Annotated in this window: 24 protein-coding genes; 11 read left to right on the top strand and 13 right to left on the bottom strand. The window is 65.2% G+C overall.

Annotation, left to right across the window (positions count from 1 at the left end):
- Positions 1-14 precede the first annotated feature (14 nt).
- From V9L18_RS00690 to V9L18_RS00665, 6 genes are all read left to right on the top strand, one after another.
- The gene (locus V9L18_RS00690) at positions 15-956 is read left to right on the top strand and encodes an ABC transporter permease (protein ID WP_337345251.1); all 942 of its coding nucleotides are present in this window, start codon (positions 15-17) and stop codon (positions 954-956) included.
- Positions 949-1,794: an ABC transporter permease gene (locus V9L18_RS00685; RefSeq protein WP_436472917.1), complete on the top strand. Its 846-nt coding sequence runs from the start codon at positions 949-951 to the stop codon at positions 1,792-1,794. The genes V9L18_RS00690 and V9L18_RS00685 overlap by 8 nt, the downstream gene beginning before the upstream one ends.
- Positions 1,791-3,461 carry an ABC transporter ATP-binding protein gene (locus tag V9L18_RS00680; protein WP_337345249.1) on the top strand — a complete coding sequence of 557 codons (1,671 nt, stop codon included), beginning with the start codon at positions 1,791-1,793 and terminating at the stop codon, positions 3,459-3,461. Before V9L18_RS00685 ends, V9L18_RS00680 begins: the two co-directional genes overlap by 4 nt.
- Positions 3,462-3,518: 57 nt before the next feature.
- On the top strand, positions 3,519-4,223 hold the full coding sequence (locus tag V9L18_RS00675) for an alpha/beta fold hydrolase (protein WP_337345248.1): 705 nt from the start codon (positions 3,519-3,521) through the stop codon (positions 4,221-4,223).
- A 324-nt stretch (positions 4,224-4,547) separates the two neighbouring features.
- Positions 4,548-5,447, top strand: coding sequence for a helix-turn-helix transcriptional regulator (locus V9L18_RS00670; RefSeq protein WP_337345247.1), 900 nt, complete (start codon positions 4,548-4,550; stop codon positions 5,445-5,447).
- Positions 5,448-5,500: 53 nt separating this feature from the next.
- Positions 5,501-6,091, top strand: a complete 591-nt coding sequence (locus tag V9L18_RS00665; protein ID WP_337345246.1) for a dihydrofolate reductase family protein — start codon at positions 5,501-5,503, stop codon at positions 6,089-6,091.
- On the opposite strand, the gene V9L18_RS00660 is transcribed toward V9L18_RS00665, so the two are convergent.
- Positions 6,081-6,632, bottom strand: a complete 552-nt coding sequence (locus V9L18_RS00660; protein ID WP_337345245.1) for a phosphotransferase — start codon at positions 6,630-6,632, stop codon at positions 6,081-6,083. The two genes, V9L18_RS00665 and V9L18_RS00660, sit on opposite strands and share 11 nt — an antisense overlap.
- Before the next feature lie 484 nt (positions 6,633-7,116).
- On the opposite strand from V9L18_RS00660, the gene V9L18_RS00655 reads away from it, so the two are divergent.
- Together V9L18_RS00655 and V9L18_RS00650 are read left to right on the top strand one after the other, a co-directional pair.
- Positions 7,117-7,926: an MBL fold metallo-hydrolase gene (locus V9L18_RS00655; RefSeq protein ID WP_337345244.1), complete on the top strand. Its 810-nt coding sequence runs from the start codon at positions 7,117-7,119 to the stop codon at positions 7,924-7,926.
- Between the two features lie 194 nt (positions 7,927-8,120).
- Positions 8,121-8,552 carry a LexA family protein gene (locus V9L18_RS00650; protein WP_337345243.1) on the top strand — a complete coding sequence of 144 codons (432 nt, stop codon included), beginning with the start codon at positions 8,121-8,123 and terminating at the stop codon, positions 8,550-8,552.
- Positions 8,553-8,580: 28 nt separating this feature from the next.
- Here V9L18_RS00650 and V9L18_RS00645 read toward each other — a convergent pair whose 3' ends face one another.
- A complete protein-coding gene (locus tag V9L18_RS00645) occupies positions 8,581-9,066 on the bottom strand; it encodes a GNAT family N-acetyltransferase (RefSeq protein ID WP_337345242.1) in 486 nt (161 codons plus the stop codon).
- Between the two features lie 46 nt (positions 9,067-9,112).
- On the opposite strand from V9L18_RS00645, the gene V9L18_RS00640 reads away from it, so the two are divergent.
- Positions 9,113-10,411 carry a Y-family DNA polymerase gene (locus V9L18_RS00640; RefSeq protein WP_337345241.1) on the top strand — a complete coding sequence of 433 codons (1,299 nt, stop codon included), beginning with the start codon at positions 9,113-9,115 and terminating at the stop codon, positions 10,409-10,411.
- 881 nt (positions 10,412-11,292) lie between these two features.
- On the opposite strand, the gene V9L18_RS00635 is transcribed toward V9L18_RS00640, so the two are convergent.
- The 8 genes from V9L18_RS00635 to V9L18_RS00600 form a co-directional block, all read right to left on the bottom strand.
- On the bottom strand, positions 11,293-11,868 hold the full coding sequence (locus V9L18_RS00635) for a hypothetical protein (RefSeq protein WP_337345240.1): 576 nt from the start codon (positions 11,866-11,868) through the stop codon (positions 11,293-11,295).
- Between the two features lie 253 nt (positions 11,869-12,121).
- A complete protein-coding gene (locus V9L18_RS00630) occupies positions 12,122-12,283 on the bottom strand; it encodes a hypothetical protein (protein WP_337345239.1) in 162 nt (53 codons plus the stop codon).
- The gene (locus V9L18_RS00625) at positions 12,280-12,921 is read right to left on the bottom strand and encodes a hypothetical protein (RefSeq protein ID WP_337345238.1); all 642 of its coding nucleotides are present in this window, start codon (positions 12,919-12,921) and stop codon (positions 12,280-12,282) included. The genes V9L18_RS00630 and V9L18_RS00625 overlap by 4 nt, the downstream gene beginning before the upstream one ends.
- 800 nt (positions 12,922-13,721) lie before the next feature.
- Positions 13,722-14,861, bottom strand: a complete 1,140-nt coding sequence (locus tag V9L18_RS00620; protein ID WP_337345237.1) for an ROK family transcriptional regulator — start codon at positions 14,859-14,861, stop codon at positions 13,722-13,724.
- A 35-nt stretch (positions 14,862-14,896) separates the two neighbouring features.
- Positions 14,897-15,823, bottom strand: coding sequence for an ABC transporter substrate-binding protein (locus V9L18_RS00615; protein ID WP_337345236.1), 927 nt, complete (start codon positions 15,821-15,823; stop codon positions 14,897-14,899).
- 84 nt (positions 15,824-15,907) lie between these two features.
- Positions 15,908-17,269 (bottom strand): aspartate aminotransferase family protein, encoded by a 1,362-nt coding sequence (locus V9L18_RS00610; protein ID WP_337345235.1) that lies wholly within the window; start codon positions 17,267-17,269, stop codon positions 15,908-15,910.
- Positions 17,270-17,300: 31 nt separating this feature from the next.
- Positions 17,301-18,416: a phosphotransferase gene (locus tag V9L18_RS00605; protein WP_337345234.1), complete on the bottom strand. Its 1,116-nt coding sequence runs from the start codon at positions 18,414-18,416 to the stop codon at positions 17,301-17,303.
- A 192-nt stretch (positions 18,417-18,608) separates the two neighbouring features.
- Complete coding sequence (locus V9L18_RS00600) at positions 18,609-19,283, bottom strand: haloacid dehalogenase type II (protein WP_337345233.1); 675 nt, start codon at positions 19,281-19,283, stop codon at positions 18,609-18,611.
- A gap of 373 nt (positions 19,284-19,656) precedes the next feature.
- Here V9L18_RS00600 and V9L18_RS00595 point away from each other — a divergent pair, with 373 nt between their 5' ends.
- Positions 19,657-20,526: a pentapeptide repeat-containing protein gene (locus tag V9L18_RS00595; protein WP_337345232.1), complete on the top strand. Its 870-nt coding sequence runs from the start codon at positions 19,657-19,659 to the stop codon at positions 20,524-20,526.
- On the opposite strand, the gene V9L18_RS00590 is transcribed toward V9L18_RS00595, so the two are convergent.
- A complete protein-coding gene (locus tag V9L18_RS00590) occupies positions 20,523-21,803 on the bottom strand; it encodes a glycoside hydrolase family 27 protein (protein WP_337345231.1) in 1,281 nt (426 codons plus the stop codon). The genes V9L18_RS00595 and V9L18_RS00590 overlap by 4 nt on opposite strands.
- Before the next feature lie 137 nt (positions 21,804-21,940).
- Here V9L18_RS00590 and V9L18_RS00585 point away from each other — a divergent pair, with 137 nt between their 5' ends.
- Positions 21,941-23,197, top strand: coding sequence for a D-arabinono-1,4-lactone oxidase (locus V9L18_RS00585; protein ID WP_337345230.1), 1,257 nt, complete (start codon positions 21,941-21,943; stop codon positions 23,195-23,197).
- A gap of 81 nt (positions 23,198-23,278) precedes the next feature.
- Here the strand turns inward: V9L18_RS00585 and V9L18_RS00580 are convergent, their stop codons facing one another.
- Positions 23,279-25,048, bottom strand: a complete 1,770-nt coding sequence (locus tag V9L18_RS00580) for an acetyl/propionyl/methylcrotonyl-CoA carboxylase subunit alpha (RefSeq protein ID WP_337345229.1) — start codon at positions 25,046-25,048, stop codon at positions 23,279-23,281.
- The gene (locus tag V9L18_RS00575; RefSeq protein WP_337345606.1) at positions 25,048-26,751 is read right to left on the bottom strand and encodes a 5-oxoprolinase/urea amidolyase family protein; all 1,704 of its coding nucleotides are present in this window, start codon (positions 26,749-26,751) and stop codon (positions 25,048-25,050) included. Before V9L18_RS00575 ends, V9L18_RS00580 begins: the two co-directional genes overlap by 1 nt.
- Positions 26,752-26,754 lie beyond the last annotated feature (3 nt).

The raw sequence follows: 26,754 nt of genomic DNA, 5'->3' as shown, positions 1-26,754 counted from the left end.
CACCTGCCCCAGCCATGCTCCCCTTCATCGCCAAGAGAACAACAACGCTGGTGGCGGCCGTTGTGGTGTCCTCTTTCGCGGTGTTCCTGATTCCGTATTTCACTCCCGGGGACCCCGTCCGCAAGATCATCAGGTCGCGCGTGTCCGGGGACGTGGTGGATGACGCCGCCGTGCAGTCACTGAGCCTCAGCCTGGGCCTGCAGGATCCGCTGGTGCTCCAGTATCTCCGTTGGCTGGGCCGGATCATCACCGGCGACATGGGTCTTTCGCACGTCAGCCGGACCCCGGTGGCGGACCAGGTCCTGCCTGCCCTGGCCGTGACGCTCAGCCTGGTTGTCCTTTCGTTGGGCCTCGCCGTCCTGGTGTCCCTGCCGCTGGGGATCGCTGCCGGGCTGCGCCAGGGGAAGGCCACGGACAGGGTGATCACTACCGTCACGCAGTCTTTCATCGCTATGCCGGAGTACTGGGTGGCGCCGGTGCTGGTGCTGGTGTTCGCGCTGAAACTCTCGGTCCTGCCATCCGCGGGCTGGGCAGGCCCTGCCTCGATGGTCCTGCCGGCGGTCACCCTGGCGCTGCGGCCCATCAGCTACTTCACGTCCGCTGTCCGCTCCGGCATGATCGAAGCGGCCGCCGCCGAACACGTTCCCGCGGCCAGGGCGAGGGGCCTGAGCCACGCCCAGGCAGTCCTCCGGCATGTGGTGCCCAACGGGCTGGTACCGCTGTCCACGCTTTTCGCGGTGTGGTTCGCGGGGCTGCTGGGCGGCTCGGTGATCGTGGAGGTCATCTTCGCCGTACCCGGGATGGGCCGGCTGCTGTTCGACGCCGTCATCAACAGCGACATACCGCTGGCCCAGGGCGGGGTAGTGGTGGTGGTGGTCCTCGCCGTCACCATGACCACGCTCGCGGACCTTGTGCACCGGCTACTTAGCCCGGCCGTGGAAGGCAGCTATGCGTAGGCGGACGGGACAAAGGCGCCCGGTGGCGACCGTCGCGGCGGCCGTGGTGCTCGCCGTCGTCATCCTGGCTGTCCTGGTTGCACCCTGGATCTACCCGTACCCGCCTTCGGAGCAGAACCTTGCCGCGCGCCTCGCCCCGGCGTCCGCCGAGCACTGGCTGGGAACCGACCACCTGGGCCGTGACACCCTGAGCCGGCTCCTGGAAGGCGGCCGGTTCTCCATGTCCGTGGCTGCGTTGGCCACTGTCCTGACGTGCGTGCTCGGTGTCGCCGCCGGGGTGCTCAGCGCCCGCCGGCGCGGCTGGCTGGATGAGTTCCTGACCCGGACCAACGATGTGCTGCTCGCGGTTCCCGAGATGGTGGTGGCGCTCTTTATCGTGGCCACGCTGGGCACCGGGTTCGGGCCGCTCCTGTTGGCCCTGACCGTGACCGGCTGGACGCCGTTCGCCCGGCTGGCACGGACCCTCGCTTACGACGTCTCAAGCCGCGGCTTCGTTGAGGCCGCGCGCGTGGTGGGCTGCCCGCCGTCGTTCATTATCTTCAGGCATGTCATTCCGCACCTGGCCGCCCCCATCCTGGGCCAGGCCACGCTCCGGTTCGGCCAGTTGCTGATCAGCGTTGGCGCCCTGTCCTACCTGGGGCTCGGCGTCCAGCCGCCGCAGTCGGACTGGGGGTCCATGATGGCCGCCGCGCAGCCCTACACCGAACGTGCCCCGCTGGGGATCCTCGCGCCGGGCCTCGCGATCTTTGCGGTTGCCCTGTGCGTGACCCTGCTGGGGCAGCGTGCCGCGCATATGGCCGCCGGTCCCCTGCTGCTGCCCGTGGCGGAGGCGAAATGAGCAGCCCGGACAGCGTGTTGGAGATCCGCGGTTTGGAAGTCCGGAACCTTGGGCCTGCCGGAAAGTCCGACGGCGGCACGGCAGCCCGTGCCACCGGTCCAGGAAGCGCCGGGCCGGCACCCCTCGTCCGGGACCTGTCATTGTCCGTCGCCGCAGGCGAATTCGTGGCACTCGTGGGCGGCTCCGGGTCGGGAAAAACCCTCACCGCCTTGTCCTGCCTGCGGCTGCTGCCGCCTCAGCTTGGCATCACGTCCGGCTCCATCCGGCTGGGCACCGTCGATGTCACGGCCGCCGCAGAGGAGGACCTCAATACGGTCCGCGGCGGCAAGGTGGGCATGCTCTTCCAGCAGCCCAAGCGGATGTTCAACCCCAACCGGACCATCGGCCAGCACCTGCTCGAGCCGCTGCGCATCCATGGGGGCCTGCGCGGGGCGAAAGCCAGGGATACCGCCGTGGAGATGCTTCACGAGGTTGGCTTCGCCGATCCCGCCCGGGGCTTCGGTTCCTATCCCCACCAGCTATCCGGGGGCATGGCACAGCGGGCCATGACCGCCGTCGCCCTCGCCGGCCGCCCCCAGCTGCTCCTGGCGGACGAACCGACGTCGGCCCTGGACAAGATGCTCGAACGGCAGGTACTCCAGCTCCTGGACCGCGAGCGCCGGGAGCGCGGGCTCGGGGTCCTGTACATCACCCACAACATCGCCTCCGTGGCCCCGTTCGCCGACCGCGTGCTGGTGATGGATGCGGGCAGCATCGTCGAAAGCGGTCCCACGGCCGACGTCCTGGCCGCGCCGCAGCGGGACTACACCCGCGAACTGCTCGCGGCGTCGCAGTTGGCGCCGGACTCCCGCCGCCGGCCAGCCCCCGCCGAACGGGACGTCCTCACCCTTTCCGGGGTGCACAAGACCTTTGGTCCGCGCAGGCGCCGGCACACCGTGCTTGAGGATGTGAGCCTGGAGCTCAAAGGCGGGGAGATCCTGGGTATCCTGGGCCAGTCCGGCTCGGGCAAAAGCACCCTGGCGCGCGCCGTCGTCGGCCTGGAAAAGGCCACCCGCGGCACCATCAGCCGTCACCTCCCAGAAGCCGGCAACGCCCCGGAGGCCACCGCCGTCCAGTTGGTGTTCCAGGAGCCGCACAGCTCCTTCGATCCGCGGATGACGCTGCGCGCCAGCATGGAGGCGCCCCTCCTGCGGCGGCGGGGGCTCACTGCCGCGGACCGGGCCCGCAGGATTGCGGACGCCATGGCCGAGGTGGAACTGGACGAATGCATGCTGGACAGGCGCCCCGGCCAGTGCTCGGGAGGGCAGCTTCAGCGCGCCACGATTGCCAGGGCCCTGCTGCTGGATCCGCGGGTGCTGATCTGCGATGAGGCCACCTCTGCCCTGGATGCGCTGACCCAGCGCACTGTCCTGAACCTGCTGCTGCGGCTCCAGCGCGACCACCGGCTGTCGCTGATTGTGATCTCGCACGACATGGATGTGGTCCGGTACATGTGCGACCGCGTGGCCGTGCTGCTGGACGGGCGGGTGATTGAGGTCGCGGAAACGCAGGCGTTCTTCGCCAGCCCCGCCCACGAGCACAGCCGTGCCCTGGTGGATGCTGCAATCCCCTGCCGGGGAGACCACCTGCGGTCGCTGATGCGCGGGCCTGCCTCCGTCCCAGGCTGACTCCGGACCCTTGCCATCGCCCTTGAGGGGCCAGAGCAGCACCGGTAGGGTTCGGTCATGGACATCATCCTGGTACCCGGATTCTGGCTGGACGCATCGTCGTGGGACGAGGTCACTCCCCCACTTGCCGCGGCCGGCCATCGCCTCCACCCGCTTACGCTCCCCGGCCTCGAATCCGCTGACGCATCGCGGGCGGGCATCGGACTGCGGACCCACATCGACGCCGTGGTGGAGAGGGTGGATTCCCTTGACGGCAAGGTGGTGCTGGTGGGCCACTCGGGCGGCGGGGCCATAATCCACGGCGTGGCTGACGCCCGGCCGGACCGCATTGAACGGAACATCTTTGTTGACAGCGGGCCCCTGGGTGAAGGGGACGTCATCAATAATGAACTGCCGGCCGACGGCGACGACATTCCGCTTCCGCCGTGGGACGGTTTCGAGGATGAGGACCTGGTGGACCTGACGGACGAACTCCGGGACAGCTTCCGGGCACGGGCCATCCCGGAGCCCAAGGGCGTGGCCTACGACAAGCAGCACCTCCACGATGCGCGGCGGTATGACGTCCCGGCCACGGTGATCGCCTGCGAGTTCCCGTCGTCGCTGCTGACGGAGTGGATCGACGCCGGCCATCCCTTCGTCGCCGAACTCGCCCGCATCCGGGACGTGGAGTACGTGGACCTGCCTACCGGGCACTGGCCCCAGTTCACTAAGCCGGGCGAACTGGGCCAAGCGATTCTGAAGGCGGTGGACCGCACGGGCTGAGCGCCGCCGTCGGACCCTCCGCAAAAGTGACCCGCCGAAAAGTGGTCCGTGCGCTTCGGGCGTCGAGGGAATAGATTAGTAGTGCGACTTAGTGAACAGGGCTTGGCTGCCTGTTCACTCCCAAGGTGGGGTTTGGGATACATGCCGGGGCCGGCGGTGAGATGGCCTCAGGGTGAGACCAGGCCACGCTCCCCAGCCACCGCCGGCCCCCTGACGTGTCCGGACAGTTCGATGCCGCAGCCCGCCGTCATTCCCAGAGCGTTCCGGTTATCCGGGTCCTGCCAGTACCTCCCTAACGTGCGGGTCCGGGGGTAGCGTGGACGGGTGGACAACAGGATGGAAGTGCGCGAGTTCCTCGCCTCACGGCGTGCCCGGATCACTCCCGAAATGGCAGGACTGACGCTCTATGGCGGCCGACGCCGGGTCCCCGGCCTGCGCCGCGAAGAGGTGGCCATGCTTGCCGGTGTCAGCGTGGACTACTACACAAAGCTTGAGCGCGGGAACCTGTCCGGCACCTCCGAAAGCGTCCTTGACGCCATCGCCGGGGCGCTGAAACTCGACGAGGCCGAACGAGACCACCTCTATAACCTTGCGCGCGCTTCCAGCCCGTCAGGCAGGGCCCGACGGCGCCCCCTCCAAAGCGGCGCGGTCCGGCCCACCCTCCAGTTCATGCTCGACTCCATCACCACGGCACCGGCTTTCATCAGCAACCACTACATGGACATCGTGGCCGCCAACCAGCTTGGCTTTGCCCTGTACTCGGAAATGTACCGCGGGCCAGCCCGGCCCGGGAACCACTGCCGGTTCATTTTCCTGGACCCCAAAGCCCGGGATTTTTACCCCGACTGGGATCTGGCGGCCAATACCAACGTTGCGATCCTGCGGACGCAGACCGGGCGCAACCCCTTTGATAAGCGGCTGGCCGACCTCGTCGGAGAACTTTCCGTCCGCAGCGAAGAATTCCGGACGCGCTGGGCCGCCCACAATGTCCGGCGCCACTACGCGGGCACGAAGGTTTTCCACCACCCTGTGGTGGGAGAGCTCGAGCTTGCCTACGAGGCGATGGAACTGGCCGAGGACCCCGGCTTCACGCTCACGGTCTACCCCGCAGCGCCCGGATCGCCGTCAGATGAAAGGCTGCGCCTGCTCGCGAGCTGGGCGGCAACAGAACGGATCCAGGACCTGCCGGGGGCACCGCAGCCGCAGGACGTCCGGCGCCCCTAACTTTAGGGAGGACCCATCCGGCGCGAACCGCCGGGTGGTGGCATGATGGGCGCATGAGCCGTGTCACGTGCGATCTGACTATCTCCCTCGACGGCTTCGTCGCCGGCCCGAACCAAACTCCGACAGACCCTTTGGGCGAGGGCGGCGAGTTGCTGCACAGATGGCAGTTCGAGGAACGCGAAGCCAACGCACCCGAGCTCGAGGGCATCCTCGCGGCGGGCGCGTACATCATGGGTCGGAACATGTTTGCCGGGCCCGGGGCGTGGGCCGAAGAATGGCGGGGTTGGTGGGGTGATGAGCCGCCGTATCACGCCCCCGTGTTCGTTCTCACGCACCAGGAGCGCGAGCCTGTGCAGATGCAGGGCGGAACCACCTTCAACTTCGTAACCGATGGGATCGAATCGGCCCTTGCCAAGGCGAGGGAAGCCGCCGGCAGCAAGGACGTGGCCATCGCCGGAGGGGCGCAGACGGCCCGCCAGTACTTGTCGGCGGGGCTGATCGACGAGTTGCGGCTGCACATCGCACCCATGACCCTGGGGGCGGGTGAACGGCTGCTCGACGGCGTCGGGAACCTCACGCTTGAGCCGACGGAAGTGAGCGGCAGCCGCCTCGTCACGCACGTGCGCTATCGGATCATCCGCTGAAGGGCTGTGCGAGGGCTTGTTCCCAGATCGCTTGATTCCGGGCGACGTAGTGTGCCGCGGTACGCCAGTGCTCGCCGTGTCCGTTCACGTACATGTCGGCCCAAGGCTGGATCCCGGTCTCATGCGAGGACTTCAGAAGATCGAACATCGCCGCAGTTCGTTTCGCCATGGCAGCCGGAAGTGCCTTGCTTAGTGCGGCATCGGCTCCGTAGCCGTCAACAAGTGCCCGCAACCTCAGGGCGGCGTCATCCACCGGCTGCCCGTCGAACAGCAGGCCGAACGACTGAGCGGCGTAGGCCAGATCCCACAACCGCGTGCTGGGCCCGGCACCATCCCAATCGATGAATACCCAGCGGTCTCCCATGATGAGGTTCCACGGAGCGAGGTCGTTGTGGCACATCAGATCTGGATTCTCCGCCGGCAGCAGCATCTTCCAGTCGCCCGGGTTGCGCATCGGCACTGTTTCGCTCGCATCATGGATTTGCCGAATCATCCGACCCACCCGCAATAAATCGTCCCGGCCGAGCGGCAAATGATCCATTGCGAGTACGCCTTCTATGTACTCCACTGTGCTTCGACCGTGTTCGTCCCGGCCCAGAGGCTGGGGAACGTCCACCCCGGACGACCGGAGCGCACCCAGATAACTCTGCACGGCGGCTGAGTTCTCCAGCCAGGGTTTTCGGACGGTGTTACCAATGCGAACCACGCTCTCGGAAGCGTTTCCACCTGTCAGTTCCTGCTCGTCCGCAACCATCCCAGCAGGCTACTGGAGTTCCCAGCTGACCTTAAATGGCGCCACATCCACCCCGCACCGCTCGTCCAAATTCAGGTTCTTGATTGTGTGGGATGGGCGCTCGGAATTCAGGTGTGCCGTTGGCGGACCCGGATAGTCCCTGCCCGCACCTCGCCCTAATCGAGCACCCCGGACCGTGGGTTACCCACGTCGCCAAGATGCTTGCGCTCCACTACCGACAGCTAATAGCGTCTCGACAAGCTGGTTCAAAACCACAAGCGGAAGGCGTTTCATGCTGAAGAAAGTCGCTGAGGGTGTTCTCGTTCACGAGAGCGAGTTCATCCAGACTAATTCCGTTGTGGTGCAGGGCCGGGACGGTGTGTTGCTCATCGACCCCGGCATAACGCGTGGCGAAATGGCGGACCTGGCGAACGACGTTCGCGAGTTGGGCCAGCCTGTTGTGGCAGGCTTCTCAACGCATCCGGACTGGGACCACGTTCTCCGGCACACGTCCTTCGGCGCAGCGCCCCGTTACGGTACGGCCCGCTGCGCGGCATCTATCCACGATGTGCTGTCGAAAGCGGATTGGCAGGACCTCATCGCCGAAGGGCTCCCGCCGGAGTACGCCGAAGAGATCCCGATGGAGCTGCTCGGTCAAGTTACCGGTCTGCCCGCCGGAGCTGCTCAGATTCCTTGGGATGGCCCCAAAGTCCGCATCATCGAGCATCAGGCCCATGCCCCGGGCCACGCGGCGCTGTTGATTGAGGAGCGCCGCGTCCTCGTCGCCGGCGACATGCTTTCTGACATCCTGATGCCGTTCCTCGACCTGGAGGCAGCGGATCCGCTCGGGGACTACCTCGAGGCGCTGCGGCTGTTCGAGGACCTGGCAGACGACGTCGATGCCGTCATTCCCGGTCACGGTTCAGTGGGAGGGGCTGGGCAACTAGGAGTACGAATCAATCAGGATCGCGCATATGTCCAGGACCTGCTCGACGGCGGTGTTCCCGACGACCCGCGGATCGGCCCATCGGCCCCGTTGGATTGGCTGCCCGACGTGCATCAATGGCAACTCCAGCGGCTCGCCGAAAGAGGGCAGAAATAGCGGTCGGTCCCGCACCTGCCACAGGATCCCGAACTATCAGTCCCCGAGGAGGAGGCGCTTGGCAGCGCTAATTCCGCATCAGATAGCGCGCCTTTCGCATGCAGGTCCGTCAGGAGCGCAAGTTGAGACTACGCACTGTCGCCCCCTGCCTGTACACTCAAAGTATCGAACATATATTCGAATAAAGGTGTGTTGTGGGCGTTGTTGTCGGTCCCCGTGTGATAGATGCGGGCCTCTCCTTGCGGCTGGTGCTGATGTCCCCGGTTGCGGTTGCCGCGGGCTACCCCTCGCCAGCCCAGGACTACTTCGACGGCCGGATCGACCTGAATGAACATCTCATCAAGGACATCACCAGCACCTTCGTTGTCCGGGTAACCGGCGACTCGATGGAACGGGCAGGGATCAGCGACGGCGACGAACTCATCGTCAACCGGGCCATCGAACCCAAGGACGGCTCCGTGGTCATCGCTGTCCTCGACGGCGAACTGACCGTCAAGCGGCTGCGGATCACCGCCACAGGTGTGGTGCTGCAGGCAGAGAACCCCCGCTACCCGGACATCCGCGTCCCCAGCCTCAGCGAGCTCACCATCTGGGGCGTGGCCACGAGGTGCCTCCACCATGTCTAACCCGCGGAAATACAGTAAGCAGCACAGCTCAGAGGAGCCGCACCATGCGGATCTCGCGCACGCCGTCGTCCACATTCACGGTCCCGTCCGCTACGAACCCGTGCTTGCGGTAGAACGCCTGCGCCCGGGGATTCGGATCGGCAACCCACAGCGCCGCCGAATCGTGAGGGCCGACGACGGCGTCCAGGAGGGCAGCCCCGGCGCCGGTCCCATGCTCAGCCGCAACGACGTACAGCACGTAGAGGTGAGTGCCCCACTGCGTTCCGGAGTCCTGGGGTGGCCCTGCCATTGCAATCCCGATCAGTTCACCATCGCGCTCGGCCACCGCGACGCGGTTCGCTTGGTAGCGCTCGTCGCTGAGGGCGACGGTCCAGAAGCGTTCCCGGGTGGAGGGCAATTCCGGGTCGTCGAGGACACGGTCGGCCATCACCCCGCGGTACGTCTCACGCCACGACCGCACATGCACGCGCGCCATCTCGGCAGCGTCATCAACGTGCGCCCGACGAACAGTCACCCCCGTATCCATAGCCGAAACTCTACCCAGAACGGCGGCCGGTCCCATGTCTAAACCGGCGCTGATGCGGCAGATGCAGGAAATCGCCCTCGTGGATGTGAACTGCTTCTATGCGAGCGCAGAGCGCGCCTTTGACCCTTCCCTTGAAGGCAAACCGCTGGTGGTGCTGTCCAACAACGACGGCTGCGCCGTCACCCGCTCCCCTGAAGCCAAGGCCCTGGGCATCGGCGTTGGGGAGCCGTGGTTCAAGATCGCCCCGCGGGCGAAAGAATGGGGGCTGATTGCCAGGTCCAGCAACTACGAGCTGTACGGCGACATCAGCGCCCGCGTGATGGAACTCCTGGGCCGGTACTCTGCGTGGCTGGAGGTTTACAGCATCGACGAGGCCTTCCTCGGCGTCAAAGGCTCTCCCGCGGCACTCCTCCAGCTGGGACGGGACATGAAGGCCGCCGCAGCGAGGAACGTGGGGGTCCCCGTCTGTGTTGGTATCGCCCGAACCAAGACACTCGCCAAGCTCGCCAACAAATGGGCCAAGCACAATCCCGCGTTCGACGGCGTCTGCCGCTGGGATTCGGTGCCGGCAGGTCGGCGGGAGGCACTCATGGCGGGCCTTTCCGTCGTCGAACTCTGGGGCGTTGCCACCCGCCTGACCAAACGGCTGAACGCGATGGGTATCCACTCGATCCTCGATCTCAGCCGGGCGGACCCCGTGCGGATCCGCGACAAATTCTCGGTAGTGCTGATGCGGACCGTCCTGGAATTGCAAGGCACCCCCTGCATTCCCATGGAGGAGGAGCGCGTGGGCCGGGACCAGCTCATCTTTTCGCGCTCGTTCTCCACCCCGATCACCACAGCCGCTGGCCTGCGCCAGGTCCTCAGCGTGTACGGCCAGCAGGCCAGCGCCCGGCTGGCCAAACACCACCTCCAGGCCAAGGTCCTCACAGCCTTCGCCGGCACCTCCCACTTCAACGCGAAGGACACCTCCTTTCCGTCGGTCTGCGTCCCGTTGCCCATGCCCACCGCGGATCCGGTGATCCTGACCAAGGCGGCCCATGCCCTGCTACCCGCCATCCACGAGGGCGTGAAGTACGCCCGCGCCGGGATCATGGTGACGGACCTTAGGCCCACAGGAAACCAGAAACCCCTGGAAATCTTCGAGAACCCACACGAGGAACGCCACATCGGACCCCTCCTTGAAGACATCGTCCGCCGCTACGGACGCGGCTCCATCGGGCTGGGCCACGCCGGCATCCGCGGTGGACCCGACTGGAGCATGAAACGCGGCATGCGCTCCCCGCGCTACACCACCCACTGGGACGAACTCCCGCTGGTCAAAGCCGCCTAGCAGCCCGGGGATGCACTAACGAAATGAAAATCCTTTCGTTCCACCGGCTCGTCCAGTTTGGTGGAACACCAGGAGCGCGGCCGTAGTTGGCAGCTGCAACCTGGTCAGCGTCGAATACTGGCGTGTCCAGGTCCGCCTTGTCTACGGAGTCCGTGCGGGCCATGGCGGAAACGATAAGGCGCACCCAGAAGTACACCGCCGAGGGTACCCAAGACGGCCCGCAGCGCTAGAAACGGCCCGTCCGTTAGGCTGGGCCCATGAGCGAGTCCATCCCGCCGGCTCTGCAACCACCGGTTGCTGTTGCCCTGGCGAAACTCGTCAAGACATTCCCGTCACCCGGCGCACTGCCAGGCGTGATCTACGCGGAACCCAAATGGGACGGATACCTTCACTGCACTCTGTCAATGAGTGGCCCTTCGGCCTACTGCCCATCTGCCGCACTAATCAACTCCGGCTTACGCGCGCTCACCTGTCTCATAACTAACGATGGGTACCCGATTCTTGCCGGAAGGTTGCAGGACATAGTTACGAGAATTGTCCTTGCCCACCGCACGTCCAGAATTCCGCCGAAGATCAGTGACTGTGCAGGTGAGGCTGCTGTTCGCTCGTTGAGACGTCTCGTTTCCCAAAGGTTTCGAGACAACTTGGAGGGTAGCGTTTAGGACACCTGCACCGTGCATTTCATCGTGCCGGGTAAACGTGCGTATGGAGGTAGGCCACTGGATCGGTGCAGAAACCATCCCTGGCTGCCCGCCTGACGACCGGCTTACGGGCGTGCCTGGTGGGCCTGTGGGCGGAAGTCAAAGCCTTCGCTGACGTGGAATACGACGCGTAGAAGCCGCGTCGATAAACGACACCATAGGCTTCCGGTAATGGATCCTTCATCGGGGCGCGTTTAGGTGATCTACCAGCCTCCTTAGGACTTCTAATTGACCGGTTGCTGAGTGGTGCCACTCCGTATCTGACACTTCCAGACTGTGGTTTCCGTCCTCGACGATGATCGTCTCAGTCTGGGAGTTTGAAATTTCCTCTGGGCGCCAGGTGGGGTCTGCCGTCCCTCCGACGAAAAGGTGCCTGTCTGACGCTCTGCGGGTCGCCTCGGCGATGCGGGCGTCTGAAAGGATGGGCGTTATCCACGCGGCTTGAATTTCCCAATCAAGGAAGTGCGGTAGCGCGTAGGTCCCGAGGGACTTGCCCACTACTGCAGTTGGGGCGTCTGGCATCTCATGCAGAGCTTGTGAGACTGCGTCTTCGACAAATTGCCCGGTGTCCTTTGGCGGAGGGCCTTGGACGTCGGCGTGCCAATTAATTGACCACACGTCCCAACCTGCCTGCGTCAGAGCGAGGACGGGCCAGTAGAGCAGCGGTCCCAGAACGGTGTACCCCGCCCCAGGGAGTATTAAGGCGACAGGAGCGGGTTTCGAAGGCTTAGGGTTCAACCTCTCAATTTTCGGCATGCCTCGAACGCTAACACCTGCCCGGTGAGGGATCCCTTTACCGGACGCCTCCTATTCCGAGTCCGGGTGGCGGGACCCCGTGGCTACGGCGGTTCCTGCCATCCGCAGCTGAGGAGGCAGGGCCCGACGTGGTTCAATAGACTTGCCTTTTGCAGGTCCCGCCCGCGGCCCAGGAGCCAGCTGCCGGCCCAAAGCAGCACAACGAGAATCAGGATCTCGGTGCCGTTGGGGGCCGTGAGCCACGCCCGGGCGCTCATCCCCGTTCTCCGCTATTGAGCTCGAGACGTGCCTTCTCCCGCCGCTCGTCGGCTTGGAGGATGCCGTCGCGGACAGCGGCGCGAATGACGCCGTAGAGGACGTAGAAGAAGACGGCCGCGAAGACCACGAACAGGACCGGGTTGTTGAGTGGATTCATCCCTGCACGTCTTCCTCAGGCCAGTACTTTTGGACTCCTGCAGCGGCCTCTCGAAGCTGACGGCCGTCGAGGATGATGGAGCTTTCGGGCAGGCCCATGTCGGTCCACTGGGCGACCAGGCGCAGGTCCCCGGCCGGCGGTAGCGGCCAGAGCCAGAGTGCGGCGTTTGCTGACATGTCATCTTCCCCGCCATTGCCGCCCTTGGGCCGGTATTCGAAGACCGGGCCGCTAGGTTCCTGGTCCATTGGCCTCTGCCCGTACATCGTCAGGGATGAGCTGCTGGCCTTGGTGCCGTCGGGGAACTGGACTCCGAGCAGGAGGATGGAGTCGGCAGAAATGCCCCCATCGCGCACTTGCGGCGCCGGTCGGTGAAAGACGGCATTGATTTCCGCCCACTTCCGGTCCCCCTGGTCGGTGCGGCGCAGAATCCAGTTCATGTCCATGATGCATCCCGTGGAGTAGACCTTGATGGCTTCAACGGACATCACAAAGGTCGGGGATTTGTGGACGAACCGACCCACCGGGACGACGGCGGGCAGTTCGTAGCGGGGTGGCGCCGTCCAGGGAGGCGGCGTGAACTGGGGCGTCCGTGGGCGGGGAGGCAGCGCCGGGATCGAATAGTCCTGGAAGAAGGTCACGGTCGTTCCTACGGGTTCGATGGTTGCGACCGACCAGCGGAACAGCGGCGTGCGCCACCTTGGATCCCCCAATCCGTCCTTACCGGCCCCAGTCTAGCCCCGGACCAGAGCCCCAAGGATTTTGATGCCGGCGCGAAGGCAGGAACTGCCCGTAAGCCGATCCTCTATCGGGATGCAGGGATTGCCAGCTTCGATTAGTCGTGAAAGATGGTGAGCATGACACTTGACCCGTGGGAGTGCACTGAATTGTCGGAAGCTCCTCAGGATTGGATACTTGCCACCGAGAACGGCTGGGGCGCAAAACCGATAATGCATCAGTCGGTGACCTTCCCTCAAAGGTCGCTCCAGTGCCGGCCTGGCGTGCGACGTGCTCGAACCCACCCCGGTCTGGGGTCCTCGTTTCGAGGATGTTTGCAGGGAGTCCCCGGATGTCCCTCGGATGACGATCCGAGCCACCTGTGTTCTGAACCAGGATCGTCTCGGATCACACGGAGTATCTACCCCTGAGGAGGTACGTTCGTATCGGGCAGTCCATGACTCCTTGCGGTCGACTCCTCACGATCGGCTGGATGAACAACTGCCCGCGCGGTTGCGTACACAGGGCTCGACGTCGAAGGCCTCCACCCGGTTGGGGGCGGCGCCGCAGTGCAGCTCATTGAGGCCACGTTCGTTCCCGGCTCCGCGGAAGAATTCGGCCTGATGATCCGCGGCACCGGCAGTGAAGGGACCAGGATCGGCATCCGTCCGGTCGACGGCTGACTCGCAGTAGACAGGACGGACAGAGTTGCTGCGGAAAGTCGTTAGCTACTCCGTTGTCCCTCGAGACGGGCCTCAAGCATCGATTCCCGGAGCCGGGAGTGGGCCAGAGCCAATCCGGAATACGCCGCTCCCCTGGCCACCGATAGTCCGACCACTTGCGTCACGACCCTGATCTCCGGAACGACGGGAAGGTTTTGCGCCAGCCGCCTCCGCGCCTCGGGAAGAACCATGTCCACGAGCGGGCTCAAGCGACCCACAAAATACACGGACTCGGGGTCCAGCGTCACCGCAACGGCACCGACAGCGGTGACGATCGCCGTCGTAAACGCGTCCACCACTTCCGCGTGGGACGCCGCTTCCTGCTGTTGGGCCCAGAGTGCTTCGATGCCGTCCAGGTCCAGTCCCCGCCCCTGGGCGAATCGGAGGAGACCGCTTGTGCTCAGTAGCCCATCGAGGGTCTCGCTCCCAACGCCCGAGAAGAGAACACCACCAAGATCGCCGAAGGCAGGGGTCCGCCCTTGGACGATCTCCTGATCAGTACAACTGGCGAAGCTCAGCACCGTACTAAGCATGAACAAAGCAGCATTCCCTATGCTCGGATCGTCCTTGAGGATCCCTCGGAGCGATGCATTGGCATCGCTCTCAAGCATCACGGGAGCCTTCAACCGGTCTTCAAGAGAATCCAGGAAAGTCTTCCTTGATTCCGGTGTCACGGACCAGTTAGGGCCACTAGGGACACGACCGGGCAGCGCGGCGACGACCTGGCGCAGTGGCCCCTCTGCGGAATCACGGGTCTCCTCAATCACGCCCACCAGCCACTCGGCAATGGTTCCAACATCGGCTCCCTCGAGGCTGGGAACAACGACGTGCCTAACCTCGCGACCTCTCAGGTCCGTCACTAGGACGCAAGTGGTTCGCGCCCCGAAAGAGATCCCGACAATGTGCCCCGCCGTGCCGGGTACATCCAGATACGTCGAGCGCCGACCGCGGCGCACAACCGCATCGACTCCCTGCTCGACTACGAATCCGTCAACAAGAAGCTCATCCACCTTCCGGGACACCGTCGGCTGGCTCAGACGCGTCACCTCGATCAGCCTGTTGCGCGTCAAAGGGGCCTCGGAAAGGACCGCGTCCAGGACCGAAGCCTTGTTGTAGTCGCGTGCCGTGGGAGTGCTACTCATAGGCCAACCTTAATGAGGTTCAGGGAGAAACACCGCTAGCGGATCGCGGCTTCAGTGATGGCTGACTCGCCCAGGCCCCAGTACTCCAGGGACTCCTTGTATTCCGGGGTTTCCAGGACGGACTGGATGGCCTTCTGCAGGGCCGGTGTCAACGGTGATCCCTTCTTCACACCCATGGCGACGTTGGTGTTCGTACGGGTGTCCATCCTCGGCTCCAGAATGGTGAAGTGGTTGGGCTGCTGATCGTTGGCCCAGGCCAGGGCGCTGGCGTCGTAGAAAACCCCGTCGATCCGCTTGGAGTCCAGCTGCGTCAGGGCCTCCTGGACGTTGGGCAGTGTGATGGCGTTGATGGCCGGCTGGCCCTTTTCCTCACAGGTCCACTTCGAGACGTTCGGCAGGTGCTTCAACTGCTGGGTGGAGCCCTTGGTCACCGCGATGTTCTTGCCACAGAGCGAGTCGTTGGTCAGCTTGAGCGGGTTGTCCTTGGCTACCGCCACGGCCGAGCCGCCCTTGAGGTAGTTGATCATGTCCATGACCTTCAGCCGCTCTTCAGTGGCAGACATCGTGGTGGCGGTGAAGTCGTACCGGCCGCCGTCGATACCGGGAACGATCGTGTCGAACGCCGTGTTCTCAAACTTCAGCTTCAGCCCCAGCTTTTTGGCCACCAGGCGGGCGAGGTCCGGGTTCACGCCAATCGGGGTGGTGTTGTCCTCCGCCAGGAACGTCATCGGCGGAGAGCTCAGGTCCATCGCCACAGTCAGTTCACCCTTAGCCTTGTAGGACTCCGGCAGCAGCGCCACCGCAGCCGCATCCGGCTGGACACCCTCAGAAACGTCACGAGTGTTCTGGGTCTTCCGAACTTCCGTCTCCGACGTTCCCGTAGCCGCACCGCCACAGGCGCTCATCGCCAGCACGACAGCAAGCCCCGCGGCGGCCGTCTGGATCTTGTTCATGGTCTTCATGGTGCTTCCCTTCGTGGTTTCCGCTGACGTAATCCGCAGAATGAGTGAGCATGCTTAGCAAGGCTCCCCCGGGGCCTCTTGGTTTTAGCGCAGTGTTTTGAAGGCGCGGCCCATTCCTTCGAGCAGGCGGTCGGCGTCGTTGCTGGAGAAGGGCATGGGCGGACGGAGTTTCAGGACGTTGCCCTGGGCACCACAGGCCGAGATGAGGATCCGGTCCTGCCGGAGGGCATTTACGATGCCGGCGGCGGCCTCCCCATCAGGTGAGAGGGTGGACCGGTCGGTGACGAGATCAACGCCGATAAAGAAGCCGCTTCCGCGGACTTCTGCGACCTGGTCCAGGCCCTGTGCGAGGTCCTTCAGTCCTGTGAGGATCTTTCCGCCCACTTTGAGGGCGTTTTCTATGAGTGATTCATCGCGGATAACGTCCAGGACGGCTTGAGCGGCCGCGATGGCTACGGAATTCCCGCCAAAGGTATTGAAGTAGCGGATGTTCTTGCCGAACTCCTGTAGTAGTTCGGGCTTGAAGATTGCTGCCGCCACGGGGATGCCGTTGCCCATGGGTTTGCCGATGGTCACGATGTCCGGGACGATTCCGTGGCGTTGGAAGCCCCACCATTCCTCGCCGGTGCGGCCGAAGCCTGGCTGGACTTCATCGGCGACGTACAGGCCGCCGGCGGCGTGAACTTCTTCGATGATGGGACGGAGGAAGCCTGCCGGGCCGGCGAAGATACCGTCGGAGGAGAAAATGCTGTCGGCAATAAAGGCCGCCAGTCCGATGCCGTGCCGGTGAAGGTCGGCGATGGCGGCACGCACCTGGTTCCTCAGGTGATCCTCCAGAGACCCTTGGTCCGATGAGTAGCGCAGGGCGTCCGGGGCATCAATGACCCGCACATTCGCGCCCAAGGGCACGCCGACACCCAAGGAGGGCGAGAATGACGCTACTTCGGCGGTCAGGCCGTGGTACGCGCCGGAGGTGACGATAATGCCCTGGTTGCCGGTGGCGTATTTGGCCACCCGCATAGCGAGATCGTTGGCTTCGGAGCCGGTGCAGGTGAACATGACATGGCCCAGCTCGGCCGGGAACGTGGACAGGAGCTGTTCGGAGTAATCAAGGATGGATTCCTGGACGTAGCGGGTATTGGTGTTCAGCGTCTGCATCTGTTCGTGGACCGCGGCGATAACCCGCGGGTGGGCGTGGCCGACCGAGGGGACGTTGTTGTAAACGTCGAGGTACTCACTCCCGTCCCGGTCAAACAACGTCACGCCCTTGCCGCGAACGACCTCGAGCGGGGTGTCATAGAAAAGCCGGTACCCGGGTCCGAGGCTCTGGTCCCGGCGTCGGATGTTCTTCTGCATCTGATCCGGTAGCTCACCAAGGCGGCCGGGATCAAAGCCATTGACCATGGCCTTGGAAGGCTTACGGATGGTTTGGGGACTAGTGTTCATGATTCTCTCCTGGAAAGCTGGTGAATCTGGTTCAGGGTGCGAAGGGCAGTTGTGGTGCCGGCACAGCGGCGGTGGCGGCCAGCCGGTCCCAGTCCTGCTTGGAGTGGGAGAGCAGATAATCGCGCCTTTCAGGCAATTGACTCGCCCGCCACTGCGTAATCAGGGCCCGCAGGAGGAGGCGGGCCTGCGCTGAGATGATCAGGGCCTCCAACTCCCGAACGGGCAGCGGACGGATCCTCAGATAACCATCCATGACATGCAGTGCGTGCTCCCAGGGGCTGCCCGGGTCTGCTCCCAGCAGGTTGGCCATCATGACGCTGAGGTCGAAGATCACCGGCGTGCGCACGACGTCTCCGAAGTCGATGATCCCGCTCACGTAGTCCGGCCTGTCCGGGTCGATAAGGACGTTGAACGGGCTGAAATCCCCGTGCACAACCTGGGAAGTCAGGGAACCCAGCCGCGGGACCACTGTCTCGTCGAACTGATCGAAAATTCCTTCAGCAAGGGAGCGCTTCTGCTTCTCCTCGACATAGGCAAGCAGCGGCCGCATCCGGTGAAAGTGCTTGAGGTCCCAGAGGAGCAAACGGTCGGCACGCGGATGATCGAAGTCCCGCAAGGCAAGGCCCAGACGAGCAAGGCTTAAGCCCACCAACTGCAGTTGCCCGGCCGACGCCTCCTGACTGGCCAGCAAGTCTCCGGGCATGAAGCGCATCACCCGAAGTACCCGATTAAAAGGTCCTCCTGATGGCGGGAGGAGGACTTGCGGCTCTCCGCCAAGGCTCCTAACAAGGCGTTGGACTGGAAGTTCAGGGACGGTCAGCTCCAAATACTCCATGCACGCCGTCTGCAGCTGGACAATCACCGGATCCTCATCCGACGGTGACACCTTCACCAGATACGTTTCTTCGCGGTCCCGGAGCCGGAAAGTCTCGTCCTTCTCGGTGGGAATCCGGGTAAGCGTCCCCTTCAGGCCGTAGGACTGTTCAAGGAGCTCCAAGACAGTCGAGTCAGCGAGCTGGGACTGCCCTGCAAGGAGTCCACTCTCCGATGCGACGGCAGCAATAAAAGCAGAGTCGCTATTGACGCCCGCCCCGTTTGCCCGGGCGAGGCCGGTGTGAAGTGCGCTGGGATCAACAGAAGGATTCATCTCACGCTTTCAATAGTCGAAGGAAAAACCAGAAGGCCTTCACAGCTGAGGATCTCGTGCCCGGCGGCAGTGCCGATAGAGAGTGCGCCGCAGCGGGTCAGGACGGAACAGGCGGGTGTCCCCGCCCACGGCGGGACGGCCGTGGGCGGCACACGCGGCTTCGAACCCGGTGACGGAGTCGGACAGACCGGTTCAGAGACCGAGGTTCCTGTTGATCTCGTCCAGGGACTTAACAGTTGTGTAGTCATAGCCCACGGTGATGGGGTCATAGCCACGGTCCAGCACAACGAGGTTCCGGAAGCCCATGTCGTGCATCGGGTGCATGTCATACCGCGTGTGCGAGGCGACGTGCAGGAAGTCCTCCGGCTTGGCATTGAGGGTGTCCAGCATGTACTCGAACGCCTGGTAGCGCGGCTTGTAGGCCTGGGCCTGCTCGGCGGTCAACACGGCGTGGAAGTCCGCACCGAGCTTGGGAATGCTGATGTCCAGGAAGCTGGTGTCCGCGTTGGACAGCGCCACCAGCTGGTAGTTATCGCCCATGAGCTTCAGCGGAGCTGGCACGTCCTCGTGCGCAACCCAGCCGCGTACTGCCTCAGCGAACTCGGCACCGGCACCAGGGGTCGGCCCAATGCCCCACCGCTTGCACACCCGGTCAAAGGAATCCTGAAGGATCGCCTCGTAAGGCTTGTAATCGCCAAGGACCTCGTCGAACCGGTAACCGCGGAACTGCTTCTTGAAGGTTGGCCACTGTTCCTCAGAGATGCGGCCATCCAGCAGGCGGCGCGTGGTGGGATCGATGTCGAAGTTGATGAGCGTGCCGTAGATATCAAAGGAGATGTACTTCGGCCGGAAGTTGTTTGGAGCCACGATAAGTCCCTTCTTTGGGGCGTCAGGGGAGGGCCTCGGTCGTCACGGCATCTGCACCGTTAGACCGAGCTGAATGTTTTTGATTCACAATGAATCTAAATCCTCAGGCTGTCGATTGTCAACGATTTTCCTGAGATTTTCTCCCCGACCAGGACACTGGCCAAGCTGCCGAGGAAGTGGGCAGCCCGGCGTCACTGGAGTAGTCTGGACCGCAGTGATTCTTCATATGTCTCTGTGACCCAGAGTTCCCGCAGCCTCCCGCAACTCCCGCGGCCTTCCCGTCCAGGAGTGCTGATTCCGTGCGCCCGCAAGGGGAACTCATCACGAGTTCCCCTTCTCCCCGCACACACCGGAACCAACTTTGGGAGAACCCATGAACATCACTTCACAACAACGCCCGTCCAACATCCCCGCCCCGGAACGGGACAGCCTCCGCCCGGACTGCAGCAACTGCTTCGCGCTGTGCTGCACGGCCTTCGGCTTCGCGCGGTCCGCGGATTTCGCCATCGACAAGCCCGCCGCCACCCCCTGCCCGAACCTGGACCAGGATTTTTCCTGCACCATCCATGACCGGCTGCGGCCGCGGGGATTCCGTGGCTGCACGGTTTTTGACTGCTTTGGGGCTGGCCAAGCGGTGTCCCAACAGCTGTTCGGGGGCATTAGCTGGCGTGACGCCCCGGAATCGCAGCAGGACATGTTCGCGGCGTTCAAGGTCGTGCGGCAGTTGCACGAAATGCTCTGGCACCTGGCCGAAGCACAGGAAAGAACGTTCGACGCCGACACGGCCGGGGCGGCGCATGGGCTCCGGACGGCCATCGCGGACCTTGCCCGCGGGCCGCTGGCGGCGCTGCTCGCCTGTGACCTCGAAGGCCTCCATTCAGCCGTCAGGACAATGCTCGTGGAGGTCAGCGAGGAAATCCGCGCTGGCTACTTCGCCGGCGGCACGGACCAGTTGGACTCCGCCCTGAAACCCGGCGCCGACCTGGCGGGAGCGAACCTGCGAACCCGGAAGCTGTGTGGCGCGGACCTTCGGGGAGCCTGCCTGATAGCGGCAGACCTTCGCACAAGCGACCTGGCCGGCGTGGACCTGCTGGGCGCGGATCTCCGGGATGCAAGGCTCGACGGCGCGGACCTCAGCGCTGCGCTTTTCCTCACCCAACCCCAGCTCAATTCGGCCCGGGGCAGCAGAACCACCCTGCTTCCGCGGGGACTGTCTGCGCCGCCGCACTGGCAGCAGGACTAACCGGGGAAGCGGTACAGCTCCGCACCGTGGGCGGGCAGCTTCACCTCAAGAGCGGGCAGGCCGTCCTGAAAGCCAAGGGCGGCCTCGTCCCCGCTCCATGCTTCGCGTGCCCGGCCTCCGGACAAGGCACCCACGCCCAGGTCGCCCAAGGGAATCATCCGGACCAAGTCCGCCGTCCCGGTGTTGAACACCGCGACAAACCGGTCCTCCGACGTCGTGCTTTCCGCTGCCCAAAGCACCAGGTCACCATCGCGGAGCAACTCACGGTTGTTACGGCTCGCGTTGAGGACGTCCAGCAGATCGGTATTGGTCAGGAGGGCCAGCGTTTCGGGCGGCGACGACGGCAGGTCGCAGCCAAGCATCAGCGGCGAACGCGATACGCACCAGAGCGTCAACATAGTCCGCTGCTCATCCATGGTCAGGCGGCTGAGCCGTGCCGTGCCGCGTTCGGCGCGCAGGGCGATCCGCCCCACTGGCAGCATGTCCGCATCCGCCCAGGCGCCCTCGCGCTGGTGCGGCGCCCAGCGGGCCATGCGCGCGAACTGCGCTTCGACGTCCTCCCAAACGTCCCAGAGGTCATCGGACACCCGCCACATCTGGGCGTTGCCGCGAAGATGTTCCAAGTGGGCCAGGGACAGCGCCCGGCCAGGCGACAGGCTGAGAATCATGTCCCGGCCGCAGCGGGAAATGGCCCGCTGGTAGGCGGCGATCTCGGCGGCGAAGTAGGGCCCCAGCATGTCGTCGGCTTTGACGAAATCCACGCCCCAGGCCGCGATCAGCCGCAACTGGGAGTCGTAGTAGGCCTGCGCTCCGGGATGATCATGGTTGAGGCCAAAATTGTCGGTGTTCCACTCGCACGTGGAGGACGTGTCTGCGATCTGGTCCGCCGTGACATTGGTGGCTTCAACGGGCAGCCTGTCCCGGACGGCTTGGCGGGGGATGCCACGCATGATGTGCAGCCCGAACTTCAAGCCCATCCCGTGAATGCGCTCCGCGAGCGGCTCAAAGCCCCGGCCGCCCGCCGCAGACGGGAACCGGTTGACGGTGGGCAACTGGCGGCCGAAGCCGTCCAACTCCAGCGCGGCTCCGTCGTTGTAGCCGCCGGCACGGGCCGCAGATTCATACCACTGGATGTCCACCACCACGGTGTCCCAGCCGTACGGCAGAAGATGCTCGGCCATGAAGGCAGCGTTCGCCACGACCTCCTCTTCCGTCACGGTGGTGCCGTAGCAGTCCCAGCTGTTCCAGCCCATAGGAGGTGTCTGCGCGAGTGTCATCGGGCCAATTTACAACGATATAAACTGAAGCACCAGCACTCCGCGCTGGCCAGATTCTGAGAAACTTTACGAAATCCTTGACAACTTTCGTGAGCAAAGTAGCGTGGAAGCCATACCCTCCACCGGAAAGCGATCCAATGAAGAACTGGGCAGGAAACCTCGAATACTCCTCCGCTGACGTCCAACGACCGGCCTCAGTGGCCGGGCTCGCCGAGGTGGTGGCCGGCGCCAGCCGGGTAAAAGCACTCGGATCGCGGCACTCGTTCAACCGCGTAGGCGATACCGACGGCGTGCACGTCCTCCTGGACGCCCTGCCGCAGGAAATCGAGCTGGACTCGGAGCGGCAGACCGTCCGGGTCAGCGGCGGTATCAGCTACGGAGCCCTGTGCCGCACGCTGGAAAAGTCCGGCGTCGCGATCCACAACCTCGCCTCCCTGCCACATATCTCGGTGGCCGGCGCCATCCAGACCGGGACGCACGGCTCGGGCGTGGAGAACCCCTCCCTGGCCGGCGCCGTCGAACGCATCGACTTGGTCCGCGCCTCCGGCGAGCAGGTGTCCCTGTCCCGCGAGGACGGGGACGAGTTCCTGGGCAGCGTGGTGGGCCTCGGTGCCCTGGGCATCGTCACCGGCCTGGAACTGTCCGTGCGGCCGAGCTTTCAGATGCGGCAGCGGGTCCTGGAAAACCTGCCGTGGGACCGGGCCCTGGCAGACTTCCCGGCCTTGGTCTCCAGCGCCTACAGCGTCAGCCTCTTCACCGATTACGCCGGCGACGCCATCAGCCAGGTGTGGCTCAAGGCCCTCCACTCCCAGCCGGTCCTGACCGAACTCTTCGGCGCCACCCCGGCCGTGGAAGCCCGGCACCCCCTGCCCGGAATGTCCGGCGAAAACTGCACGGTGCAGCTGGACGAACCCGGCCCTTGGCTGGACCGGTTGCCGCATTTCCGCCACGAATTCACGCCCAGCAACGGCGAGGAACTCCAAAGCGAATACATCCTGCCCCTGGAGCACGGACCGGCCGCCATCCAGGCCATCCGCAGCCTCGCGGCCAAGCTGGCGCCGCTGCTGTTCGTCTCCGAAATCCGCACCGGGGCCGCGGACGAGTTCTGGCTCAGCCCGTTCTACCGGCAGCAGAGCGTGGCCCTGCACTTCACGTGGAAGCCGCTGCAGTCCGAGGTGGAGGCTGTCCTTCCCGAGCTGGAGGAACTCCTCCGCCCGTTCGGGGCCCGGCCGCACTGGGGAAAGCTGTTTACGCCAGCCGGCCACGACTGGGAAGCGCTTTACCCGAAGTTCGCCGATTTCCGCGCCCTGGCAGCCCGGCACGATCCCGAAGGCAAGTTCCGCAACGGATTGCTGGACAGCATCCTGGGAGCTCCGGCGGCCAGCCTGCGCTGACCCCTGTCCATCGGAGTTTTGTCTAGCTACCGGGACTTCCGCGACCGCCAGCCAGCCGTACCTGGACAAAACCTCCAGCTGTTAACTGATCAGCGCAAGCACGGCTCCGGCCATAACAACCCCGCCGGACTTGGCCCTGACGTCGGTGACCTTACCGTCACGGTGCGCGGCGACCTGGGTTTCCATCTTCATGGCCTCGAGCACCACCACGGGATCCCCAGCAGCAACCTCGGCTCCAGGCTCCACGAGCCACTTCACCACCGTGCCGGACATGCCCGCGCGGAGCTCACCCGGATCCCCAGAGGTGGCGGCGGCACCGCCGTCGGCCGCCGTCGGCGAGGAGGCAACAGAAACCCCGGCGGGCACAGCCCCGCCGGACCGCGCCCAGCCATCCAGCAGGTCCGCGGGAAGGCCGACGGCGAGGCGCCGGCCGTCGACGTCGACGGTAATGGTGCGCCGCTCACCATCCGGAACGGACGTGCCGAACTCCGGATCCGCCGCGATCGAATCGGCGAAGTCCGTCTCGATCCACCGGGTGTGGATGCCGAGGGCGGTTTCGGAGGTGAAGTCCGGAGCCTGGACCACCGCGCGGTGGAACGGCAGGACGGTGGCAACGCCCGTGATCTGCATTTCTGCGAGGGCGCGGCGGGCACGGCGGAGCGCCTGCTGGCGGTCGGCGCCGGTGACGATCAGCTTGGCCAGCAGGGAATCGAACTGTGGCGCCACGATGGAGCCGGAACGGACTCCGGAGTCGAGCCGGATGCCCGGACCGGTGGGACCGCTGAAGCTGGTGATCGTCCCGGGTGACGGGAGGAAGCCCCGGCCCACGTCCTCGGCGTTGAGCCGGAATTCGAAGGAGTGGCCGCGCGGTGCGGGATCGGAAGCGAAACGCAGCGGCTCGCCGGCGGCGATGCGGAGCTGCTCCTGGACGAGGTCGATTCCCGTGGTCTCCTCGGTGATGGGGTGCTCCACCTGCAGGCGGGTGTTCACCTCAAGGAAGGCGACGGTACCGTCTGCGGCAACCAGGAATTCCACCGTTCCGGCCCCTGAGTAGGAGGCTTCGCGGCAGACTGCCTTGGCGGCGTCGTAAATTTGCCGGGTCTGAGCTTCGGTCAGGAACGGCGCGGGCGCCTCTTCAACGAGTTTCTGGTGCCGGCGCTGCAGCGAGCAGTCGCGGGTTCCCACCACCACCACGTTGCCGTGCTGGTCCGCCAGGACCTGCGCTTCCACGTGCCGGGGCCGGTCCAGGTACCGCTCCACAAAGCACTCGCCGCGGCCGAAGGCCACCACAGCTTCGCGGACTGCCGAGTCGAAGGATTCCTCGATCTGGTCCAGCTCCCGGACCACTTTCAGCCCGCGCCCGCCACCCCCAAAGGCCGCCTTGATGGCGATGGGGAGGCCGTGCTGTTCGGCGAACTCGCGTGCCTCGGCGGCCGTGGCCACCGGTCCGTCGCTGCCGGCCACCAGCGGAGCCCCGGCTCGGACAGCGATCTCACGCGCCGTGATCTTGTTGCCAAGCTGCCGGATGGCCTCCGGCGTGGGGCCGATCCAAGTCAGGCCAGCATCCAAAACGGCCTGGGCAAAGCCAGCGTTCTCGGACAGGAAGCCGTAGCCGGGATGGATGGCGTCAGCACCGGAAGCCGCGGCTGCCTGTAACAGTTTGGGGATGTCCAGGTAGGTTTCCGACGGCGCGTTGCCGCCCAGGCTGTAGGCCTCGGTGGCGGCGCCAACGTGCATGGCGTCGGCGTCCACGTCCGCGTACACCGCTACGGATTCCAGGCCTGCGTCCTCGCAGGCGCGGGCAATGCGGACGGCGATTTCTCCGCGGTTGGCGATCAGGACCTTGCGCATCAGTTGCTCACTTTTGTCTGGGAAGTTTTGGAAGAGGGATAGCTGGTGGGACGCCCATGGCCGGGAGCCCAGCGAAAGCGGATGGAGCCGCCGATCGGCACCTGGGCGGCCAGGTCAAGCTGGTGGTCCACCACCACGCCGATCACCGGGTAGCCGCCCGTGATGGGGTGGTCGGCCAAGAAAAGTACGGGCTGGCCTTCGGGCGGGATCTGGAGCGCGCCGGCCATGGTTCCTTCGCTGGGCAGTTCACCATCCCGGCTCCGGTTCAGCGGCTGGCCGTCCAGGCGCATGCCCACCCGGTTGGAGCGGGGCGTTACGGCCCAGTCCTGGCTGCAGAGCGATTCCAGCGCGGCGTCGTCGAACCAGTCATCGCGCGGGCCGGGGACGATGTCCAGGACTGTGACGCCGGTATCCGGGAAATCAGGCTGCAGTTCGGGGTTGCCCACCACGTTGGAGGATGTGGCAGCGCCCGCGCCCAGCAGCTGCCCGGCGGCCAGCGGCGCAGGCCCGATCCCGGACATGGTGTCCGTGGACCGGCTTCCGAGCACGGCGTCGGCCAGCGCCCCGCCGCGGATAGCGAGGTAGGTGCGGAAGCCGCGCTCCGGCGCCCCGATGGTCAGGATCTCGCCGTCCAGCAGGGCAAATGCCGTGGCCATGGGCACGGTGCGAACCTGCTCCGGTTGATCATCTTCCGGTGCGGCTTCGCCGGAAGCGGACGACGGCGTCACAACAGTCAGTGCCGACGGCGCGCCGGTGACTGCCAGGACCTGGTCCCCCACCGCCTGCACGCGCAGCCCGCCCGCAACGGATTCGACGACGGCGGCTGACGGCTGGTTGCCCACGATCCGGTTGGCGCGGCGCAGGGAAGAGCGGTCCAGGGCTCCGGCGGAGGACACGCCCAGGCCGGCGTGGCCGGGACGGCCAAGGTCCTGGATGAGGCTTTGGAGTCCCGGTGACAGGATCCGCAGGCCGGACTGGGTTCCAGTGGCGTTCGTGGTGGCGTTTTCGCGGCGAGCGGCGTCGGAAGCAGTTGACTGAGGGGCAATCTCAACGAGCTCCCGCACCGCCCGGAACTGCACGCGGTCGCCTGGCGCGGCCAAGGCCGGCTGCTCGCGGCTGAGGTCCCACATGTGCGCCGCGGTCCGGCCGATTAGTTGCCAGCCACCCGGGGACTTCCGCGGGTATACGGCGGAGTAGTTGCCCGCCAGGGCCACCGAGCCTGCCGGGACCGCGGTCCGGGGCGAACTCCGGCGTGGAACTTCAAGGACCTGGTTCTCCCCCACCATGTAGCCAAAGCCCGGGGCGAAGCCACCAAAGGCCACGGTCCAGATCTGTCCGGTGTGGGCGGCGATGACGCCGTGGGCGCTGATGCCGGTGAGCCGCGCTACTTCGGCGAGGTCCTCGCCGTCGTACACGGTATCGATCTGCACCAGCTTGCCTTCGGCGTGGGATTGGACCGTCAGGTCCATGCCCAGCAGCAGGCTGGGCATCCGGCGTGCGGCCGCGGGCGAGTCCGCCTTGACCATCACGGTTTCGGCGGCGGCCAGGACATCCACCTGGCCGGGCAGCGGCTCTTCCAGGAGCAGTGCCTGCAGGGCCAGCACGTCATGGAGCCCGGAGAGTTCGGCGAGAACCGCCGTCGTGCCTACCGGCCGGACGGCGAGGACACGGGCTGCCGCGCTGGTTTTGCTGACTGTTTCCATCGG

Origin of the sequence: Pseudarthrobacter sp. CCNWLW217 (genome assembly GCF_037203985.1) — a bacterium.
GTDB lineage: Bacteria > Actinomycetota > Actinomycetes > Actinomycetales > Micrococcaceae > Arthrobacter.
This window is presented reverse-complemented; position numbering and strand designations above follow the sequence as displayed.

Bases quoted from the DNA above. Each gene is read 5' to 3' on its own strand.
- V9L18_RS00655 (WP_337345244.1), top strand. From the start codon at position 7,117: ATGCTGAAGAAAGTCGCTGAGGGTGTTCTCGTTCACGAGAGCGAGTTC.
- V9L18_RS00620 (WP_337345237.1), bottom strand. From the start codon at position 14,861: ATGAGTAGCACTCCCACGGCACGCGACTACAACAAGGCTTCGGTCCTG.
- V9L18_RS00685 (WP_436472917.1), top strand. From the start codon at position 949: ATGCGTAGGCGGACGGGACAAAGGCGCCCGGTGGCGACCGTCGCGGCG.
- V9L18_RS00675 (WP_337345248.1), top strand. From the start codon at position 3,519: ATGGACATCATCCTGGTACCCGGATTCTGGCTGGACGCATCGTCGTGG.
- V9L18_RS00635 (WP_337345240.1), bottom strand. From the start codon at position 11,868: ATGCCGAAAATTGAGAGGTTGAACCCTAAGCCTTCGAAACCCGCTCCT.
- V9L18_RS00690 (WP_337345251.1), top strand. From the start codon at position 15: ATGCTCCCCTTCATCGCCAAGAGAACAACAACGCTGGTGGCGGCCGTT.
- V9L18_RS00660 (WP_337345245.1), bottom strand. From the start codon at position 6,632: ATGGATCATTTGCCGCTCGGCCGGGACGATTTATTGCGGGTGGGTCGG.
- V9L18_RS00595 (WP_337345232.1), top strand. From the start codon at position 19,657: ATGAACATCACTTCACAACAACGCCCGTCCAACATCCCCGCCCCGGAA.
- V9L18_RS00605 (WP_337345234.1), bottom strand. From the start codon at position 18,416: ATGAATCCTTCTGTTGATCCCAGCGCACTTCACACCGGCCTCGCCCGG.
- V9L18_RS00590 (WP_337345231.1), bottom strand. From the start codon at position 21,803: ATGACACTCGCGCAGACACCTCCTATGGGCTGGAACAGCTGGGACTGC.
- V9L18_RS00615 (WP_337345236.1), bottom strand. From the start codon at position 15,823: ATGAAGACCATGAACAAGATCCAGACGGCCGCCGCGGGGCTTGCTGTC.
- V9L18_RS00580 (WP_337345229.1), bottom strand. From the start codon at position 25,048: ATGCGCAAGGTCCTGATCGCCAACCGCGGAGAAATCGCCGTCCGCATT.
- V9L18_RS00575 (WP_337345606.1), bottom strand. From the start codon at position 26,751: ATGGAAACAGTCAGCAAAACCAGCGCGGCAGCCCGTGTCCTCGCCGTC.
- V9L18_RS00610 (WP_337345235.1), bottom strand. From the start codon at position 17,269: ATGAACACTAGTCCCCAAACCATCCGTAAGCCTTCCAAGGCCATGGTC.
- V9L18_RS00640 (WP_337345241.1), top strand. From the start codon at position 9,113: ATGTCTAAACCGGCGCTGATGCGGCAGATGCAGGAAATCGCCCTCGTG.
- V9L18_RS00585 (WP_337345230.1), top strand. From the start codon at position 21,941: ATGAAGAACTGGGCAGGAAACCTCGAATACTCCTCCGCTGACGTCCAA.
- V9L18_RS00630 (WP_337345239.1), bottom strand. From the start codon at position 12,283: ATGAATCCACTCAACAACCCGGTCCTGTTCGTGGTCTTCGCGGCCGTC.
- V9L18_RS00680 (WP_337345249.1), top strand. From the start codon at position 1,791: ATGAGCAGCCCGGACAGCGTGTTGGAGATCCGCGGTTTGGAAGTCCGG.
- V9L18_RS00665 (WP_337345246.1), top strand. From the start codon at position 5,501: ATGAGCCGTGTCACGTGCGATCTGACTATCTCCCTCGACGGCTTCGTC.